This window comes from Caballeronia sp. M23-90 (assembly GCF_053574605.1).
The window spans coordinates 1-3,434 of sequence record NZ_JBSIPA010000592.1 but is presented as its reverse complement, the minus strand read 5'-3'; the positions used below and the strand labels follow the sequence as shown (position 1 = coordinate 3,434).

Sequence of the window (3,434 nt, the reverse complement as noted above, 5' to 3'; positions counted from 1 at the left end):
TGGCCGTTTGCAGCGACGCGCTGATCTGCCGTTCTCATCAGAGGAATGTTTATATCGCAAATCTGTGCATATCGAATTGTTGTTTCGGGCAGGACACTTACCGTGCGCGCCGGGTGCCGTATCGTCAGCCGCGGCAGGAGCCGGAATACGGTTTTGTCAGGGCGCGTGCCCGCGTGCTGCAGGCGAATTCGACGAGTGAATATCGCGATGTCGCCACCCGGCTGCGCTCGGAAATCGAGGATCAGACTGCGCTGAACGTGGCTGCGAACTGGTATGGGATCGCGCTCGCGCAGACGCTGCAGCGCGATTACGATGCCGCGAACGCATCGCTCGCCGAGGCGCGCAAAGTGTTCGATGCCGAGCCCGCGCAGGAGGACCGTCCGGCTTCGGCGGAACAGAAGGCGCCGATGGTTGCCCACGCCAGCAACCCGCTTCCATCCACGTCATCAATCGATGTCGCGTCTCCGGCGAGCGCCGCGCTGGCATCGCTGAACGCTGGAAAAACGCCAGCCACCGTGGTGAACCTCGGCACCATCGCCGCAAAACGTCCGCAGGATCGCAGCTCGCCGAGCCTCGATGTCCTCGCCGCCGATATCGCGCGCCTCGCCGGTCACGACAACGAAGCCATCCATCTCGCCGATATCGCCCAGGAGCGCTGGCCTGCATCGCACGCGGCTATCGAAACGCATTTGCAGGCCTTGTTGTCCGCGCGTCGTTTTACGGAAGCTCAGGCGCTGGCGCGCCGCGAAACCCGCGACGACCCGAATCAGCCTGACTGGTGGCGTTACCTGGCGCAAGCGAGCGCGGGCGCGAACGACGCAATGCAGCAGCATCGCGCGATGGCGGAGAAGCTGGCGCTCGACGGCGCGTGGCCATCGGCTATCCGGCAGTTGCAGGCGGCGCGCGATCTGAAAAACGCGGGTTTCTACGATTTATCGACGATATCCGCGCGGCTGCGCGATTTCGAAACGCGCTACAAGGAAGAGCGCGAGATGGAGAAGGACGACAGTTAGGCCGCCGCTGCCCTGACCGCAGGACTGGTGACGAAGGCGAAACGTTCCGCCACATCGTGGCGCGCAATGCGTTGCAGCGTTAGATCGACGCCCGGCGCGAAGTGAAAAACGCCGCCGTTTTCATCGAGTTCCGCATTCGATGAAAACAGATCCAGGTCGTGATCGTGCAAGGCGGCGACGCGCGTCGAATCCGAGAAGAGTATGTTCCCTTGGTCATCCAGCCACGCTTCGGATGGTTCCAACCCGCCACCCGCGTGATCCGTCAGCTTGAGCGCGCCATTCGCCTCGCACAATCGCACGATCCACGGCGTGTACCCCAACTCCACATACACGCGCTGCGGGCCGTTCTGGAAGAACCACTGGCCGGCGTCATCGGCGGCGTAATTGCGGTTGATGAAGCCGAGGAGCGCGTCGTGGCGGATGATATCGCCAGGCAGATTCGCGGCTTGCGCGGCGTCGTCGCGCATGCGCCACTGGCCGCGCCGGTCGAGCAGCAGCCATCCGGTGCAATGCGGAACGTTCGGCCATTTGGCCAGCGCCTGCTTGACGATCTCATCCATGCGTGGAATCCGTAGTGGGTGCTGATGCTGGTGCTGGTGCTGCCTGCTTCACGTGCGTCTGCAAATAACCGAAAACCCGCTGCGACAACCAGTCGATACGCCCCGGAAACGGCCCGGTCATGAACCCGACGTGGCCGCCGTGCATGGGTTGATCGAGCGTGACGGTGGCCGATACTTCCGTCGCCGATGGCAGCACGCGCCCCGGCAGGAACGGATCGTTGCGAGCGTTCAGGATGAGCGTCGGCGCGGCGATCTGCGGCAAGAAAGGCCGCGTGGTGGCGCGGGTCCAGTAGTCGTCGGTATCGCGGAAACCGTGGACGGGTGCAGTGACGGCGTTATCGAATGCGTGCATGGTGCGCGCGGCGAGCATGGCGTCGCGGTCGAAAAGGCCCGGGTATTGTTCGAGCTTGGCGAGCGCCTTGCGCTTGAGCGTCTTGAGGAAACTGCGCGTGTAGACCATGCCGAATCCCTGCGATATTGCGTGGCCGCCCGCGTGGACATCGAGCGGCGCGGAGATGGCGGCGGCGGCATCCAGAATGGCTGTGGCGTCCTGTTCCTGCTCGCAGAGCCATCGCAACAACACGTTGCCTCCCAGCGATACACCCGCCGCAACGACCGGCCCATTGTGTTGCGCCTTGAGCCGGCGCAGGACCCAGTCGACTTCGGCGCTGTCGGCGAGATGGTAGAAGCGTGGCAGGAGGTTCATCGAACCGCTGCAACTGCGAAAATGCGGCACGACGCCATGCCAGCCGCGCGCCTTCGCTTCGGCCATCAGCACACGCGCGTAATGGGAATCGGAACTGCCTTCCAGACCGTGGAACAGCACGAAAAGCGGTGCTTTGGCTGGAGGCCTTGCGGTGTCTACAGCACTGTCGAGCCAGTCCAGGTCGATGAAATCGCCATCCGGCGTGGTCCATCGTTCTCGTTTGTACTGGACCATCGGCCGGCGGGCGAACAACGCGGGCACGATGGTTTGGGCGTGAGCGCTCGGCAGCCATCGCGGCGCCTGGTACAGCAGATCGATTATTGGATCGACGAGCGCGTCGAGGGCAGAGTCGGGCGCGTCAGTTTCCGATGCCGTCGCGCGCGCCGGGCCGGGAGCAATGAGGTGAGATGAATCGCGTTTCATGGCGCGTTATCAAACGAGGTGCGGTCGGAGCATCGGTACATCGGGGACAGCAATCCCCAAGCCACTGATACAGGCGTTCCAGCTTGCCGCGCCCGCGAATTCCATTTCAGTGCAGCGGACCCTGTCCATGACGCATCTTGGCAGCAACCTGGCCGGCCGCTTCGTCTGGCATCGCACTCGCGTGGATATGTGCTATGCGCCATTCCCCACGTTCGTGAACCATCACGTAGGTGCTGAAAACCATGGCGGGCGTGCTGCCGGGCTCGGTGGACTGATGCGCTTCGGCGATCGCGTAGACGACGGTGCCGAGACTGTCGTAGACACGGATATCGAGCGGCTCGACTGTGATCGGCAGGTTTTCGAGTTGCGTTGCAAGACCCGCGCGTATGCTGTCCAGGCCGCTCAGGTGCGAGCCGTCCGCACAGATGAACGTGGCGAATTCCTCGTCGATCCACAGCGCCATCACGCTGTCGACATTGCCCTCCGCGACGGCCTGGTAGTAGGCGTTGAGGGTATCGGCGGCGGCTTCGAAGAGGCGGGCAAAACGTGGCATGGCTAGTGGGTCTCTAACGTTCGATGCACGGCGTCCAGTGTTTTGCGGACAAAAAACGCCACGGTTCGGTCAAGTTTCAAAAGCATGCCCCCGCTTGGGTGGCATTGGCATGTCGCAGGCGTCAACTACGTTGCGTCAACTACTTGAGTCAACTACGTTGCGTCATCAGCATGCCGCGC

General features: G+C 63.0%; 3 protein-coding genes and 1 pseudogene. 1 reads left to right on the top strand and 3 read right to left on the bottom strand.

Annotation, left to right across the window (positions count from 1 at the left end):
- A pseudogene (locus ACRXB1_RS33075) lies at positions 1–1,013 on the top strand (hypothetical protein); the annotation flags it as partial.
- Here the strand turns inward: ACRXB1_RS33075 and ACRXB1_RS33070 are convergent.
- The 3 genes from ACRXB1_RS33070 to ACRXB1_RS33060 all read right to left on the bottom strand — a co-directional run bounded on the left by ACRXB1_RS33070 (position 1,010) and on the right by ACRXB1_RS33060 (position 3,255).
- Positions 1,010–1,573, bottom strand: a complete 564-nt coding sequence (locus ACRXB1_RS33070; RefSeq protein ID WP_449494428.1) for a DUF2946 family protein — start codon at positions 1,571–1,573, stop codon at positions 1,010–1,012. The pseudogene ACRXB1_RS33075 and the gene ACRXB1_RS33070 overlap by 4 nt on opposite strands.
- Positions 1,566–2,702, bottom strand: coding sequence for a hydrolase (locus ACRXB1_RS33065; RefSeq protein ID WP_449494427.1), 1,137 nt, complete (start codon positions 2,700–2,702; stop codon positions 1,566–1,568). The genes ACRXB1_RS33070 and ACRXB1_RS33065 overlap by 8 nt, the downstream gene beginning before the upstream one ends.
- A gap of 106 nt (positions 2,703–2,808) precedes the next feature.
- Positions 2,809–3,255 carry a nuclear transport factor 2 family protein gene (locus tag ACRXB1_RS33060; RefSeq protein WP_061998627.1) on the bottom strand — a complete coding sequence of 149 codons (447 nt, stop codon included), beginning with the start codon at positions 3,253–3,255 and terminating at the stop codon, positions 2,809–2,811.
- Positions 3,256–3,434: the final 179 nt, after the last annotated feature.

Bases quoted from the DNA above. Each gene is read 5' to 3' on its own strand.
- ACRXB1_RS33070 (WP_449494428.1), bottom strand. From the start codon at position 1,573: ATGGATGAGATCGTCAAGCAGGCGCTGGCCAAATGGCCGAACGTTCCG.
- ACRXB1_RS33065 (WP_449494427.1), bottom strand. From the start codon at position 2,702: ATGAAACGCGATTCATCTCACCTCATTGCTCCCGGCCCGGCGCGCGCG.
- ACRXB1_RS33060 (WP_061998627.1), bottom strand. From the start codon at position 3,255: ATGCCACGTTTTGCCCGCCTCTTCGAAGCCGCCGCCGATACCCTCAAC.